Source organism: Flagellimonas iocasae, from assembly GCF_042682725.1.
In the GTDB taxonomy this organism is placed as follows: domain Bacteria; phylum Bacteroidota; class Bacteroidia; order Flavobacteriales; family Flavobacteriaceae; genus Flagellimonas; species Flagellimonas iocasae.
The window spans coordinates 159934-175192 of the sequence record NZ_JBHUHU010000005.1 but is presented as its reverse complement, the minus strand read 5'-3'; the positions used below and the strand labels follow the sequence as shown (position 1 = coordinate 175192).

General features: G+C 42.8%; 12 protein-coding genes. 1 reads left to right on the top strand and 11 read right to left on the bottom strand.

What is annotated here, in order from left to right; all coding sequences use genetic code 11:
- Positions 1 to 42: 42 nt before the first annotated feature.
- The 5 genes from ACFSJE_RS14830 to ACFSJE_RS14810 are packed head-to-tail and all read right to left on the bottom strand — an operon-like array spanning position 43 to position 6106.
- A complete protein-coding gene (locus ACFSJE_RS14830) occupies positions 43 to 1311 on the bottom strand; it encodes an adenylosuccinate synthase (RefSeq protein ID WP_379831644.1) in 1269 nt (422 codons plus the stop codon).
- Between the two features lie 12 nt (positions 1312 to 1323).
- A complete protein-coding gene (locus ACFSJE_RS14825; protein ID WP_067033379.1) occupies positions 1324 to 1779 on the bottom strand; it encodes a Fur family transcriptional regulator in 456 nt (151 codons plus the stop codon).
- Between the two features lie 41 nt (positions 1780 to 1820).
- Positions 1821 to 4025, bottom strand: a complete 2205-nt coding sequence (locus ACFSJE_RS14820) for a RelA/SpoT family protein (RefSeq protein WP_379831643.1) — start codon at positions 4023 to 4025, stop codon at positions 1821 to 1823.
- Between the two features lie 44 nt (positions 4026 to 4069).
- Entirely contained in the window at positions 4070 to 5302 is a 1233-nt protein-coding gene (locus tag ACFSJE_RS14815; RefSeq protein WP_379831642.1) for a M48 family metallopeptidase, read from the bottom strand.
- 3 nt (positions 5303 to 5305) lie between these two features.
- Entirely contained in the window at positions 5306 to 6106 is an 801-nt protein-coding gene (locus ACFSJE_RS14810) for a TrmH family RNA methyltransferase (RefSeq protein ID WP_379831641.1), read from the bottom strand.
- A 68-nt stretch (positions 6107 to 6174) separates the two neighbouring features.
- Here ACFSJE_RS14810 and ACFSJE_RS14805 point away from each other — a divergent pair, with 68 nt between their 5' ends.
- Complete coding sequence (locus ACFSJE_RS14805; RefSeq protein WP_379831640.1) at positions 6175 to 6978, top strand: DUF6503 family protein; 804 nt, start codon at positions 6175 to 6177, stop codon at positions 6976 to 6978.
- Positions 6979 to 7032: 54 nt separating this feature from the next.
- Here the strand turns inward: ACFSJE_RS14805 and ACFSJE_RS14800 are convergent, their stop codons facing one another.
- The 6 genes from ACFSJE_RS14800 to ACFSJE_RS14775 all read right to left on the bottom strand — a co-directional run bounded on the left by ACFSJE_RS14800 (position 7033) and on the right by ACFSJE_RS14775 (position 15221).
- Complete coding sequence (locus ACFSJE_RS14800; protein ID WP_379832297.1) at positions 7033 to 8310, bottom strand: amidohydrolase family protein; 1278 nt, start codon at positions 8308 to 8310, stop codon at positions 7033 to 7035.
- Between the two features lie 90 nt (positions 8311 to 8400).
- Positions 8401 to 11340, bottom strand: coding sequence for an amidohydrolase family protein (locus ACFSJE_RS14795; protein ID WP_379831639.1), 2940 nt, complete (start codon positions 11338 to 11340; stop codon positions 8401 to 8403).
- Between the two features lie 64 nt (positions 11341 to 11404).
- Positions 11405 to 12469: a DUF3810 domain-containing protein gene (locus tag ACFSJE_RS14790; protein ID WP_379831638.1), complete on the bottom strand. Its 1065-nt coding sequence runs from the start codon at positions 12467 to 12469 to the stop codon at positions 11405 to 11407.
- Positions 12470 to 12539: 70 nt separating this feature from the next.
- On the bottom strand, positions 12540 to 13646 hold the full coding sequence (locus tag ACFSJE_RS14785) for a peptidylprolyl isomerase (RefSeq protein WP_379831637.1): 1107 nt from the start codon (positions 13644 to 13646) through the stop codon (positions 12540 to 12542).
- 13 nt (positions 13647 to 13659) lie between these two features.
- Positions 13660 to 14208: a gliding motility-associated peptidyl-prolyl isomerase GldI gene (gldI, locus tag ACFSJE_RS14780; RefSeq protein WP_379831636.1), complete on the bottom strand. Its 549-nt coding sequence runs from the start codon at positions 14206 to 14208 to the stop codon at positions 13660 to 13662.
- Entirely contained in the window at positions 14205 to 15221 is a 1017-nt protein-coding gene (locus tag ACFSJE_RS14775; RefSeq protein ID WP_379831635.1) for a DHH family phosphoesterase, read from the bottom strand. The genes gldI and ACFSJE_RS14775 overlap by 4 nt, the downstream gene beginning before the upstream one ends.
- Positions 15222 to 15259 lie beyond the last annotated feature (38 nt).

Below are 15259 nucleotides of genomic sequence, written 5' to 3'. Positions count from 1 at the left end.
CCATCCTCTTAAAAATACTAAAAAAGAAACAATACCGACTTTTTATCGATGGATGGTCTGTAATCTGTCTGGCCCAACGGACACTATTTTTATAGGTACGTTAAGCTGTTCTTCCAAGAAGTTGATGTAATCATTGAGCGCCGTAGGTAATTCGTCAGCCTTGGTCATTTTGGTGAGGTCTTTGGCCCAACCTTCCATTTCCTTGTAGATAGGCGTTACGTTCTTGCTTTCAATGTTGTAGGGAAGATGCTGAATTTCTTCGCCTTTGTATGTATAAGCTGTACAGACTTTGATGGTTTTAAATCCGCTTAAAACATCGGCTTTCATCATCATCAATTCGGTTACACCATTGATTTGAACCGCATATTTAAGCGCGACCAAATCCAACCAGCCACAACGTCTAGGTCGGCCAGTGGTGGCACCAAATTCATTTCCTACGCGACCCATGGTAGCACCGTCCTCATCAAAAAGTTCGGTAGGGAAGGGACCGCTACCCACGCGGGTAGTATAGGCTTTGAAAATTCCCAAAACACGTTCAATTTTATTGGGAGCTACGCCCAATCCGGTACATGCACCGGCGGCAGTAGTATTCGAGGAGGTTACGAATGGATAGGTTCCAAAGTCAATGTCCAACAAAGAACCTTGGGCGCCTTCGGCAAGGATTTTTTTGCCCTCAGCCTGTGCCTTGAACATGTATTCCTCACTGTCAATAAAAGTCAATTTCTTAAGCATTTCCACTCCTGTACAGAATTCGGCCTCCAATTCGGCCAAATTGTATTCCAATTCTACATCGTAGAAATCAATCATGGCCTCATGTTTATCGGCCAACGCTCTGTATTTTTCCTTCCAATCATCAAACTCCAAATCCCCAACACGCATTCCGTTACGGCCTGTTTTGTCCATATAGGTTGGGCCGATACCCTTTAGGGTAGAGCCGATTTTTGCTTTTCCTTTGGATGCTTCAGATGCGGCATCCAATAAGCGATGCGTTGGTAAAATTAGGTGTGCTTTTCTTGAGATGAGCAGCTTGGATACAAAATCAATGTTGAACTTATCGAGGTTGTCCAATTCCTTCTTGAAGATTACAGGATCAATGACCACGCCATTACCTACAATATTGATGGCATTTTCATGGAAAATTCCAGATGGGATGGTATGAAGCACATGTTTGATGCCATCAAACTCTAGGGTGTGCCCTGCGTTTGGGCCTCCTTGAAATCGGGCTATGATATCATATTCCTTGGTTAATACATCAACAATTTTTCCTTTTCCTTCGTCCCCCCATTGGAGTCCAAGCAATAAATCTACCATGAAATGTTTAGGTTATTCAGTTAGGTTTTCTTCTTTGTTTCGTGTCCCGTAGAAATACAGTGAGTGGTTGTTGATTTTGATATCAAAAACCTCCTCAATGGTCTTTTTTATGGATTGAATACGGGGATCGCAAAATTCAACAACTTCACCAGTATCTGTTAAAATAACATGGTCGTGTTGGCGATCAAAATAGGATTTTTCGTATTGGGCCTGATTTTTCCCAAATTGGTGCTTGCGAACCAGCTTGCTTTCCAGTAAAAGCTCAATGGTATTGTACAACGTGGCCCGGCTTACGCGATAATTCTTGGTTTTCATTTTAATATAGAGGGATTCTACATCAAAATGGTCGTCACTGTTATAGATTTCCTGTAAAATGGCGTAGCGTTCAGGGGTTTTGCGGTGTCCTTTTTCCTCAAGGAAGGCTGTGAACACGTTTTTTACAATTTCCTGGTTTTTGTTGTTTCCCATGGCTTTCTACCTATGCTAATGCACAAAGGTACAGCTAAAAATTAAATTCTGGTCACTTTGTCGATTCCCTCCACCTGCTTTAGGTTGTCCATCAACTTTTTGATGATATTGTTGTTTTTCACCACCAAAGTGATCTTTCCTTTAAAGGTACCACCATCTGCGGTAAAGTTGAGATTCCGCATGTTTACGTGCATGTTGTCCGATATGATATTGGTGATATCATTGACCAATCCCAAGTTATCAATTCCGGTGAGCTGAATGTCCACTGAAAATTCCTCTTGTGTTGAATCTATCCATTTGGCACTGATGATTCGGTAAGCGTAATTTGATTGGAGCGAAATGGCATTGGGGCAGTTCTTTTTGTGCACTTTAATACCGTCGTTCACGCTCACAAAACCAAAAACATCATCCCCTGGAATAGGATTACAGCATTGCGAGAGCTTATAGTTCAATTTTTCCTCCTCTTTACCAAAGACGAGCATGTCATACTTAACGGTAATCTCATCTTTGTCGATATCCTTGGAAACCGGGGCTCGTCGGATACGGTTTTTAAAGAAATTAAGGAATGCGTTATGGTAGGAGGATGCAAAATCCTTGAGCTTATCATTATCGATAGACCCGATGCCCACCCGATAAAACAAGTCCAGACTGGTCTTTAATTTAAAGTAAGTGACCAGTTTATTGATGGTATCCTCGTTAAGGACAATTTTTTGCGATTTCAACTTTCTGCGAAGGATTTCCTTACCTTCTTCAGCAACACTTTTCTTCTCTTCTTTTAATGAAGATTTAATTTTGGAACGTGCCCTTGCAGTCTGGGCATAATCTAACCAGCTTTGCGATGGCTTTGCCGTTTCTGAAGTAATGATTTCCACCTGATCACCACTTTGCAGTTCTGAACCTAGGGGCACCAATTTTCCATTGACCTTGGCCCCTCGGGTCTTCATGCCAATTTCTGTGTGGATATGGAAGGCAAAATCCAATGCGGTTGCCCCTTTGGGCATGGATTTTAGCTCACCTTTTGGCGTAAAGACAAAAATTTCCTTGGAATACAGGTTGAGTTTGAACTCTTCCACAAAATCCACCGCATTTCCATTGGCGCCTTCCAGCGCTTCTTGAAGTCGGTTCAACCATTCCTCGATTCCCTGTTCTTTCTGGTCGCCGTGCTTGTATTTGAAGTGCGCCGCGTAGCCTTTCTCAGCAATTTCGTGCATCCGCTCACTTCGAATTTGAACCTCAACCCATTTTCCTTTTGGCCCCATTACGGTTATATGTAGGGCCTCGTACCCCGTTGATTTTGGAGAGGTAATCCAATCCCGAAGGCGAATGGGGTTAGGGGTAAAGTGGTCCGTTACAATGGAATAAATCTTCCATGCGAGGAACTTTTCATTTTTTCGGTCGGATTTGTAAATGATTCGAATGGCGAATTTGTCATAAACCTCATCAAAAGGAATATTTTGGGCCTTCATTTTCCTTCGGATGGAGAAAATGGACTTCATTCGACCTTTGATTTGGTAATTGAGTCCTTCCTTATCCAAAGAATTTCGGATGACATCGGAAAAAGCATCGATATAGGCCAGGTTTTCCTCTTCAGTATCTTCAATTTTACCCTGAATGTCATAATAAACATCGGGCTCGGTATATTTTAGGGCGAGGTCCTCTAAGTGGGTTTTTATGTTGTAAAGACCAATTCTATGGGCGAGGGGCGCATAGATATAAAGTGTCTCCGAAGCGATTTTTACCTGCTTATGCTCTGGCATGGAATCCATAGTAAGCATGTTGTGGTAGCGGTCTGCAATTTTGATAATGATTACCCGAACATCATCGTGCAAAGTCAACAACATTTTACGGAAATTCTCCGCCTGCTGACTTATATCCTTATCTTTTTTTAAGTGGGCTATTTTGGTAAGACCGTCAACAATTCGAGCTACCGTTTCACCGAACATGCGTTCGATGTCATCCAAGGTGTATGGAGTGTCCTCAACCACATCATGGAGTAGGGCAGAGGCAATGGAAACCGCGTCGAGACCAATTTTGGAGGCCACGATTTTGGCCACAGCAATGGGGTGAAAAATGTATGCCTCACCGGATTTTCGCCTTTGTTCCTTGTGGGCATCTACGGCCACATCAAAAGCAGAGCGTATCAACTTCTTGTCCTCATCGGTCAAGGTTTGATAGCTGATGCGAAGCAATTCCTTGTACTGCTTTGCAATCTCCTTGTTCTCTTTTTCAATGGCAGCCTCTGTCATAGCATATTAAAATTACCACAATCTTTATTGGTAAACAACAAAAATTATGCCTTTAAATTTCGAATTCGCTCTATGAGTGGAGGATGGGAGTAGTGCACAAAAACGTAGGCCGGATGTGGGGTAAGGTTGCTTAAACTGTTTTTTGAAAGCTTTTTCAGGGAAGTTACCAATGGAGTGGCAGCAAAGGTGGTCTTGGCATAATCATCCGCCTGAAACTCAAATTTCCGTGACAAATAGTTCATGGCCAACCCGGTGATTTCCGAAATGGGGCTATACAAAAGGGCGAACCCAACCAATCCGGCATGAAAACTGGGTATGGAAACCCCAATCGCTCGTGAAATTTCTGGATGGTTGATGAACAATGCCAGGATATAAAGCATGAAACCAGTCAATGCGAGGGAGACCGTTAAATTAAAAATGATGTGTTTCCGTTTGTAATGTCCCACTTCGTGCGCCAAAACAGCCACTATTTCCTCTTCATCGAGATCATGGATCAAAGTGTCATACAGCGTAATCCGTTTTTCCTTCCCAAAACCTGAAAAATAGGCATTGGCCTTGGTGGAACGTTTGGACCCATCGATGACAAAAATGTTTTTCAGTTCAAAGCCCACTTTTTGGGCATAATTCTCAATGGCATTTTTTAAACTTCCCTCATCCAACGGAGTTTGTTTGTTGAACAGCGGAACAATGAGTCGACTGTAAAATAAATTGGTAAACAGAATGACAACTGCTACCAAAATCCAGGTGTACATCCAAAATTGAGGCCCCGTCCATTGGTAAAAAAGGATGAAGAGTGACAAAATACCGCCTGCAAGAACCGCTGTAAGCAATCCAGATTTTATCTTATCCAAAAAGAACAACTTTTTTGTGGTCTTGTTGAACCCGTACTGTTCTTCTATTACAAAGGTTTTATAGTACGAAAAAGGGATGCCAAGCAGTCCGCTTCCAAAGGTTATGATGCCAAAAAATAGCAAAGCCATGGGAATAGTTTCTGTGGTGATGGAACGTGTTATTTTATCGACCCATTCAAACCCGCCAAACCATAAAAAGCAAACGGTTAGCAACAAGGAAAAGCCATCGGAAAATAATCCAAAGCGATAGTTGGTCAACTTGTATGCCTGGGATTTTTGATATTCCGTATCATCAAAAATATCAGAAAGTTCAGCGGGAACCGTGGATTTGAATTTTTGGGCATTCAGGTATTCCAACACCTGATGGACCAGGTATTGCACCACCAAAATGATAAGAATAGTATAGAACAAGTAGTTTTTTTCCATAGCTTAAAATCCGCGCTGCCGCTTCGCCTCAAATATAAGTATTGCGGCGGATACGGAAACGTTCATTGAGTCGATTTCACCCTGCATCGGTATAATGATGTTCTGGTCTGAATTTTGGAGCCAATCTTCGGTTAATCCAGTGGCTTCGGTGCCCACTACAATGGCCGTGGCTTCGGTAAAATCACATTCAGCATAATTTTTTGAAGCTGTTAGCGCTGCACAATTGATTTTGATTTGATGTTCCTTAAGGAAACCGATGATTTCCTCTGAACTTCCCATTCCAATCTGATTGGTGAACACACAACCAACACTTGACCGAATGATGTTAGGGTTATAAAGGTCCGATTTTGGATTGGCAATCAAAACGGCGTCCACTGCGGCGGCATCAGCGGTTCTTAGCAAAGCGCCAACATTTCCTGGTTTTTCTGGGGCCTCCGCTACCAATACCAGAGGAGTTTTAGTTGAAAACTGAATGTCCTCCAAACTGTGTTCTTTTGCTTTTGCAATGGCCAAGATACCTTCCGTGGTCTCCCGGTAGGCCACTTTCTCGTAGACCTGCTTTGAAAGCTGCACAATTTCGGCATTCGGATTTTTAGAAATCAAAGATGTGTCAAGCTGAGGCAAAATCTCAGGACAATGGAGCAGGGTTTCAAAATAAAAACCACCTTTTTGGGCCAATTCCAACTCACGTTGTCCTTCCACAACAAAAAGTCCGGTCTTTCGCCGTTCCCGGGATTTTTCCTTGAGGAGCAGAATTTTCTTGACCAAGGAATTCTGGACACTGCTGATGATTTTGGCTTCCATACAAATCAAAAATAGAGATTCCTGTAATTTAAAAAAGGGCTTTTCGACCAAGTGACAAATTATAAACCATGACAAGAATAACCATCATTTTACTCACATTGGCCATATCGGCCTGCAAACCTAACGCCAAAAAAGAAGAAACCAAAGAAGCAGAACCACCAAAAATGGTGGAAACTTCATCAAGATATCCAGAAACCCTTTCCAAAGTTTTTGATGCTCACGGGGGGCTGAAAAAGTGGAAGCAACAACGCACATTGTCCTTTGTTTTACCCAATCCTGAAAATCCTGAAACCCATACGGTGGACCTTTGGTCCAGAAAGGACAGGATAGACGCTGAAAAATTCACCATGGGATTTGATGGTAATGACATTTGGCTGTTGGACCCTGACCAAAATTACAAGGGAGACCCTGTCTTCTACCACAATTTAATGTCTTATTTCTATGCCATGCCCTTTTTGTTGGGTGACAATGGTATTGTTTATGATAAAACCGACGATTTAGTTTTTGAAGGAAAAAGCTATCCAGGAGTACATATTAGCTATGATCCTGGAGTGGGAATTTCTTCCAAAGATGAATATTTCCTGCATTTTGACCCAGATACGCACCAAATGGCTTGGTTGGGATATACGGTCACCTACCGAACAGGAGAAAAATCCGATAACGTAAAATGGATTCGGTATGACGATTGGCAAAACCTAAATGGGGTTGTACTGCCCAAATCCATTACGTGGTACAATTACGAAGGTCGAGATATCTTGGACGCCAGGAATACGGTTTCTTTTGAAGAAGCTGCGGTAAGCACCACGCCCAAACCGGACGACTTTTACGCTAAACCTGAAGTAGCTATTGTTGTAGAACCCAAAGTGAATTAATTGAAAAAGGAAGTTATAAATAAGAGCGGCGCTCCATGGAGCGCCGCTTTCTTTTTATTCACTTTTTCCTTCTCGTTCGTATTTGCCCATATACCGTTTCCACAGTTTGGTCTGATGGGTTTCCAAGGAGACATCCCTTCCATCAATAAAGGCCTTGGAGATTTGGTTGGTACGCATGTCCAACGCATCCCCTTCGGAAATGAAAAGGGTTGCACTTTTACCAACTTCCAATGTGCCATAATCCGCATCAATACCTAAGATTTTAGCGGTATTGCTGGTAATCATTTTAAGGGCGGTTTCTTTGTCTAAACCTTGACCTGCTACCTGACCCGCGTAGAAGGGCAAGTTTCGCGTTTGGAAATTGGCCATGGATTCATTCTGTAAGCCTACCAAGAGGCCAGCATCCACCAATAGTTTGGGTAATTTATACGGGAAATCGTAGTCGTCGTCTTCGTATTTTGGCAACGCATGCGGCTCACTTACCAAAACTGGGATGTTGTGCTCTTTAAGGAAATCTGCGATTTTATGCGCACGATATCCGCCAACAATCACAGTATGTTGTATTCCAGCATTTTCAGCAAGGGTCACGGCATCAATCATTTCCTTTTCGCCATCGGTATGAATGTACAACCGTTGCGTACCATTAAATAGGCCCTGCATGGCGGCGAATGGAAGATTGGTCTCTTTTGAGGCAGCCTGTCCATAGGCTTTTGAATTTTCAACAAAGGTTTTGATTTCGCCTACTTGCTCTTCGTACTTTTTGTTAGGAACATACCCATGTTCACCTTGATAGGCATTTCCGCTTCTAAAAAGCGTAGGCCAATTTAGGTGGATGCCATCATCGGTCTTCACAGCCGCATCTTCCCAATTCCAAGCATCGAATTGGACAATGGAGGAAGTTCCTGAAATTCTGCCACCTTGTGGGGTTGCTTGACCTAACAAAACGCCATTGGGACGCATGCTCTCAATAACTTTTGATTCTGCATTATATGCAATAATACTACGTACATGTGGAATAAAATCACCGATTTCATCCTCGTCCTTACTGGCGCGTACGGCATCAACCTCTACCAATCCCAATGACTTTGCTGGGGCAATGAAACCTGGATAGACGTGCTTTCCTTCGGCATTGATCATCGTCCCGATAGTAGTGGCCATGAGATCAGCTCCAATGACCGTAATTTTTCCATCCACAAAAACGATGGTACAGTTTTCAATAACCTCTCCGTTTCCAATGTGTGCTGTTGCGCCAACAATGGCAACTTGTTCCGATTGGGGTGGAGCAGGGGTTTGCTGTGCGGAAGTATTAAAACTCAACACTAGTGCCACCATGAAAGTGAAGGTCCTAAACAACACCCCTAAAGTCCCCTCAAGGGAACAATGATTGCTTGTATTTATATGTATTTGCTTCATCATCTTGTTTTAAAGGGTTTCACATTCAAATTGTTCTTTTTTGTTTTGGACAGGAGTCTGGGTTTTTGCCCCATTTTCCTTTTCGGTCAGCATCATGTCGATGAGTTGGTTTCGCTCTCTCTGAACGGATTCACGAAGCATTTTGTCCTTTTCCAAATCGAAATAAACAGCACCTTCAATAAGCGTTTTTTCGGCTTTGGCATAAACCGAAAGTGGATGGTCGGTCCAAAGGACCAAATCCGCATCCTTACCTTCTTCCACGGTTCCCACTCGATCATCGATATGTAATAGTTTTGCTGGATTCAAGGTGACCATTTTCCAAGCTTCCAATTCAGATACGCCTCCGTATTTTACCGTTTTCCCTGCTTCCTGATTCAATCTGCGGGACATTTCGGCATCATCACTGTTGATGGCAACGGTAACTCCCTGACTGCTCATGATGGCCGCATTGTAGGGAATGGCATCGTTCACCTCAAACTTATAGGCCCACCAATCGCTGAAGGTGGAGCCTCCCACGCCATGCTCAGCCATTTTATCGGCCACTTTGTAGCCTTCCAAAATATGGGTGAAGGTGTTCACGGTAAAGTTGAATTTTTCTGCGACTTTCATCATCATGTTGATTTCACTCTGTACATAGGAATGACAGCTTATGAAGCGTTCACCATTCAAGATTTCAGCCAAAACCTCCATCTCTTCATCGTGGCGATAGGGTTGACCACTTTTCTTTTGGGCATCATATTCCTTGGCGCGCTGGAAGTAATCCACATAAACTTGCTCAACACCCATACGCGTTTGTGGAAAACGGGAAACACTGCCCCAGTTAGATTGTTTTACGTTCTCGCCCAGCGCAAATTTGATGAACTTAGGAGCATTTGGAAATACCAATCCATCGGCATTTTCACCCCATTTCAATCGCAAAATGGCCGAACGACCACCAATCGGATTGGCCGAACCATGCAAAAGTTGAATTGTGGTAACCCCGCCTGCAAGGTCTCTATAAATACCCATGTGCTCTGGGTCTATGGCATCCTTCATTCGAACTTCAGCGGACGAATTGTGTCCGGCTTCGTTGATGCTCAATGCCGCGATATGCGAGTGCTCATCGATGATTCCTGCGGTGAGATGTTTGCCTGTGGCATCAACTGTAGTAGCACCGCCTGCATTAAGTCCTTTTCCAACCTTGGAAATTTTTCCGTTTTTCACTAAAACATCGGTGTTTTCCAAAATGCTGGTACCGGTCCAAACCGTAGCATTTTTAAAGAGGATGTTTTCCTGTTTGGGCTTGGTTTTATAGCCGTATCCTACATTGGGGAAGGAAATCGGCATCAAGTTTGGCTTGGCTGAAGTTGTTGTTTCTGATTTTTCCTCGTACCCCGTAGTTTTGGTCAGATTTGCGGTAGTTTCATTTCCATTGGAAAGCGCAACCGTGGCGGCAATGTTATTCGATGAGGGAAGAACATGGGCCACCAAGCGGTACGTTGCTGCTGCTCCGTCCGAAAAAGCCAGATTCAACCAATCTGAATTGTAATCAATTTTAGATTCCAGTTTTTCAGTTCCTTTTTTTACCTCAACCTTTGGTTTACTCACCTCACCAGAAATGGAAACTGTAAAGGTTTGACCGTTCACAGAAAGGGTGTAATCCCCGCGAATGTCCTTTTGGTCCTTGGACTCAATCACATTTTTGGAGCCTTGCACCCAGTTTTCGTAAAGTGTGCTGCCTTCATCAAAAATATCTCCGGAGGTAATTAAAAAGTTGGCCTGACTCCCTGCTTTTAGGGAACCAATTTCGCTTGATTTACCCAAAATGGATGCCGGGGTAGTGGTTAGTGCCTCCAAGGCTTTCGTTTTGGAAAGTCCATAGGTAATGGCCTTTTGTAATTTTGATTTTAGGTCTGAAGGAGATTTTAAATCATGTAATGTGAAAGAAAACTGAATTCCGTTTTCTTCCAATGCTTTTGGATTGGATGGGGCCAAATTCCAATGTTTCATATCCTTCAAAGAGACATATTGGGCTTCGTAAGGGTTTGATACATCATAAGCATCAGGAAAATTCAAGGGAACAATCAACTTGGCATTTGTCGCTTTTATATCCTGAATGCGCTCGTATTCATCGCCTCCGGCCAAAATTGCATATTGTATGCCAAATTGGTCTCCAATTTTATCGGCTCGAAGCACATGTCCATTGTCACCTGCTGCAAAAATCTGGGTAAGTCCTTTGTTTTCGATTAAGGCCTCTAGAGAAAGGTCTTTGGTGTCCACATTCCCTTTGCTGTACCAATCCAAATCATAATATAATTGGCGCATTAGAGCAGTGGCACCCATAATGGAAGTTGGATAGGATTGGGTTTTTGCGATGCTTTTGTCGAATGAAAAGTACTGTGCGGATTTATCTTCAAGGATACGTTGCGCCTCACTTCCTTCGTCGTTGAGCGCCACCAAAACACCCGTTCCACGGGCAATACCATCTTGAATGTGGGCATTCATGACGCCAAAACCGGCCTTGCGTAATTCCTCCGCTTTTTTGGCGTCATAGGAAAAGTTGGCAATGGCATTGTTCTCGGGCATAATGTGGTCGTTCCAGTAATAGCCTTCCCGAGTGGGTTCGTATTGGGATGACCTACCTTGTGCGTCCGCTTTTCCAGGTTTTTTTACCCCAAAATCAGAAAAGACATCAATGAAGGAAGGGTAGATGAACTTTCCCTGCAAGTCTTCAACGATGGCATTCTTGGGAATAGTGACCGATTTTCCGGCCTGAACCACTTTTCCATTTTGAATGAGAAGGGTTCCGTTCTGGATAACCTCCGAAGGGGTCACGTAGATTTTGGCATTGGTAAATGCCTGGTAATTGTTGTTTTTGGTTTTGACCCCATCGTTTTTAGGAAAATACTCCTGCGCAAATAACGAGGCTCCTCCTAAAAATAGGATAAAAGTAGTTAGTTTGATTTTCATATATCCAGTATTGAATTAGCTGTGCTAAAGGTAACTGAAGTGTGTGTTTTGCACAAGTTTGGATTCAGCCCGTTTTTTTGTGGTGGTTGATCATGAGCCCCACCACGGAATTGTAGCTTAGAATGCCATCCTTTTGATTGTTTACCTTTAAAAAGGTATTGAAGATGGATTTGAAAATGGGCTCCATGGGATTTTGATATCCCTCCCAGAAATTTCGTAATTCCTGATAGTTTTTTTTGACACCTGGATTCAGTTGGGCAATAATTTCCTTGGACTTGGACTCGTCCTTTCGGGCCAAATCGGAAAGACAATACCCCAATGCGTGATTGTAGGCTGAATATCTAAAATAGACATCATCACTATTGGAAGTGACCAAAAAGCCGATAAAGTTGGTAGCATCTTCCGCGGAATAGCCCAACTGATGCCCCACCTCGTGCCCACTTACGGCAGGCAACCTGAAAAAGGGCATAATGCCGTTTACTTGAGCCTCATTGGTGAATGGATTTAAGTAACCACCATAACCCATGTACGTAAGGGGAATACTGTAAATGGAGGCTTTGAGACTATGGTTGTAATATTCAAAATCGGGATAGTCTTTCTGCAGTTTGATGTAACCTTCTTCGGTTTTTTGGAAAATTTCCCTTCGGGAATAGGGGATTTGCACCGCGGCCAAACTATCACCCGTGATTTCCATTTGGTAGTCATTGGTGTTCTCGGCCAGGTATTGGGTGAAGTCAATCAACTCCTCTAAAGTATATTCTTTTTCGATGCTCAATTTCCAAGTGATGGGTTGCCGGTAATAATTCATACCCCATAAAAAATGAAAGGCAAAATAGGCAATGGATAGGACGACAACAATATCCTTTAGAAAAAGCAATGGTTTTGTTTTGATGGATTTCCAATGTTTGTACAAATAGCTCAGCGCCAGAACAATCAAAATAGTGTAGAGCAGGTCCCCAACGGAAAAGGGAATCCAACCCAATAAAAGCCGCAACGTCTTTGAGATAAAAAGGTACAGCCCATTACTGTAATAGTCCTCCACAACATTGGGATAACTCCCTATCCATTTCACCAAAATAATTTGGATGGGTAGGGAAAGGGCTAGTACGGTTTTGGTTTTTTGTCCCATGGGTCAGCGGTTGAAGCATAAAAAAAGCCGCACGGAAAAGTACGGCTTTTTTGATGTTACTTCATTTGATTTATTCTTGGATTCCAGTGATTTCCAAATCGAATACTAAGTCTGAATTTGGTGGGATAGGACCGCTCCCTTGGGCTCCATAGCCCAAATGCGGTGGAATGAACAAGCGAATTTTGTCACCCACTTTCATGCTTTGCAATCCTTCCTTGAAACCGGGAATAAGTCGGGCTTGCGGACCGTATTCCATAGGAAATGGGGCATAACCACCTTGGTCTCTTCGACCTGGATTCAACATATTGAATTTTTCAGCAACTTCTTGAACGTTGCTGTCAAACAAGCTTCCATTGGTCAAATAACCGGCATAGTTCACGAAAACTTGCTGTCCTTCAGTCGGTTGTTCTCCTTCGCCTTTTACCAAGGTTAAAATTTTCAATCCGGTCGAGGTTTCTTCGGCCTCTTCTTTTTGTTGTGCGAATTCGGCAGCTAAATCTTCTTTCATTTTTATGAATTCAGCTTCTGCAACCTTGGCTTCTTCAAAATAGTTGCTCATCACTTGGATGGCATCAAATTTCTTGGCCTCTTTTCCATTCCGAACAATTTCTACCTTGTTCATGACCACCGGCACTTTAGGTTTGTCCCCTGGTGCGGTTTCCACATTGGCGATAGAATCAACAACATCCATTCCTTTGATCACTTCGCCAAAAACAGTGTGTTTGCCATCCAACCAAGGGGTTGGTTTGTGGGTAATGAAGAATTGACTGCTATTGGTTTTTGGTCCACGATTGGCCATGGAAAGTATTCCTTTTTTGGAATGCAACAAGGAATCGTTGAACTCATCTTTAAAGGTATATCCAATACTACCGCTTCCAGTGCCGGAAGGATCACCTCCTTGAATCATGAAATCTTTGATAATCCTGTGAAAGGCCACACCATCGTAAAACTTCTTTTCTTTAAATTCATCACTAACAAAAGGGCTGTTGCCTTCGGCAAGAGACACGAAGTTTGCAACGGTCACCGGGGTTTTTTCATACTCCAATTTCACAATGATGTCTCCTTTTGAGGTCTGGATATCGGCAAAGATACCATCACCCAATTCGGCATACTTGCTGGATTTACATCCAATAAGCACCATGGAAAACACTATGATCAGCAATAGGGATTGTTTCATTTTTCTATACGTTTTAATTTATACTGTCTTTATTTATGATAATTGTGTGGAGTTCCACTGATGATTTTATCGGGGTTCGTGGAGCCACTGCCTTATTGTCCCCTTGATAGCCATACGCTTGAAGGGAAGGGAACACAAAGGTCGCTTTTTCACTTATCTTCAAGAGTTTCACTGCATTTTGCATTCCAGGGAACAATTGTTCTTTATCCACCACAAACGATGTGGGACCAATGTCCTTTGCGCTATAAATGGTATCATTGTCCAGAGACATTACATTATAGGAGAATAATATTTGATCATTGGTTTTTGGAAAATAGGTGGCCGTGTCATTTTTGGCTTCAAAATAGTACCAAAATCCGTTGGGACTGGTCAAATATTCGTGGATGGTGTCCTTGGCAATCAACTCCTGAATCAATTTTTCCTCTTTGGCCAACAAGGCTTTGTTCCGTTCCACGGATTCCTTAAAAAAGCTGCCAGATTTTACTTCCACAGGTCTGCGGGGCTCTGGGCCTCCACAGCTCAAATACAATAATGCGAATAAAAGAATCAAGATGGGTCTCATGGATTCAATTCACTTTTATAATTTTTCAAAATTTTATTGAAACGGTCCACAGTTTCCTGCATGGAGAGGTCACTTTTTCCGCCTGCGGCATTGTCATGTCCTCCACCATCAAAATGTTCGCGAGCAAATTGGTTCACGGAGAAATCTCCGACCGAACGTAATGAAATCTTGATGATGCCTTCTTCCTTGTTTTCAATAAAAATCAGGGCAAAAATAATGCCTTCCAGCGTTAAACCATAGTTTACGAACCCCTCTGTGTCCCCTTTTTTAAATTCATGCTGGTCCAATTCGTCCTGGGTCAACGTAATATAGGCTGTTTTATACTCTGGTAAAATGACCATATTGCTTAGGGCAACTCCCAACAAATGCAATCGTGAGGGAGAATTGGTATCAAACACCTGACGATGGATTTCCATGTTGTCCGCACCCTTGTCAATAAGTTCGGCAACTACCCGATGTGTCTTACTTGAAGTGGAACGATACTTAAACGAACCTGTATCCGTCATAATACCGGTGTACAGATTTGTGGCGATATCCGCCGTTATGCTGTTGGTTAGCCCCAAATATTCAATGAAATTGTAGACCATCTCACAGGTAGAACTCATCGTAACATCAGAATAGGTCATTTTGGCGTAATCACTGGGTTGCTGGTGATGGTCAATCATAATGAAATCTGCATCCCTGTCCTTCAAGGCTGCTTCCATGGACCCAATTCGAGATAGGTCATTAAAATCTAAGGTGAAAATAACGGTAGCTTCATCGAGGAGTTTGTAGGCTTCTTGGGGTTGCCATTCAAAATTCACGACCTCATCATTGCCGGGCATCCATTTTAAGAATTTGGGATAATCGTTGGGCGAGACCACATGGGCCGTTTGCCCCATTCCCTTCAAAAAACTACAAAGACCCAAGCAAGCGCCCATGGCATCACCATCGGGGTTTTTATGGGGTACAATTACGATTTTTTGAGGCTGGGAAAGAATCGACTTAACTGTCGTGATATCCGCTAAATTCATGCGGCCAAATATACAATAATATAATATAGAGGTAACTT